Annotated in this window: 1 protein-coding gene; it reads left to right on the top strand. The window is 70.2% G+C overall.

Going from position 1 to position 493, the window contains the following annotated elements; all coding sequences use genetic code 11:
* On the top strand, positions 1-493 hold a 493-nt coding region (locus ACTFO6_RS17610; protein ID WP_439935723.1), incomplete at both ends, for an LPD38 domain-containing protein.

Here is a 493-nt window from a genome sequence, read left to right as displayed (position 1 = left end):
GGTACGAGGAGCTGGAGGACTGGGAGAAGAACGTCTACTGGCACTTCGACCTGGGCCTGAGGACCGAGGCGGGCGACGTGATGCCGCTGCGGATCCCCAAGCCCTTCGAGTGGGGCGCGGTGTTCGGCTCGGTGCCCGAGGCCCTGGCCCAGGTGGCGATCGAGCAGCGCGGCAAGCGCTTCGGCCAGCGCCTGCGCTCGGTCCTGGAGGACGTGTTCCTGCTGCGGGCGGTGCCCACGGCGCTTCTCGTGCCGCTCGAATTATGGGCGAACGTCAACACCTTCACCGACCGGCCCATCGTGCCGGAGTCGAAGCAAGGGCTCGACCCCGAGCTCCAGCACGGGCCCCACGCGAGCCTGACCGCCCGGGAGATGGGCAAGCTCCTCGGGGTGAGCCCGGCCAAGATCGATCATGCCATCCGCGGCTTCTTCGGGACGCTGGGGCTGTACGCGGTGGTGCTGGCCGACCAGGGGGTGCGCGCCGCGGGCGATCA

The sequence above is a fragment of the Pelomicrobium sp. G1 genome (assembly GCF_051905455.1).
Classification (GTDB): Bacteria; Pseudomonadota; Gammaproteobacteria; order Burkholderiales; family UBA6910; genus Pelomicrobium.
The sequence above is the reverse complement of the archived record's forward strand: the minus strand, read 5'-3'. Positions and strand labels throughout refer to the sequence as shown.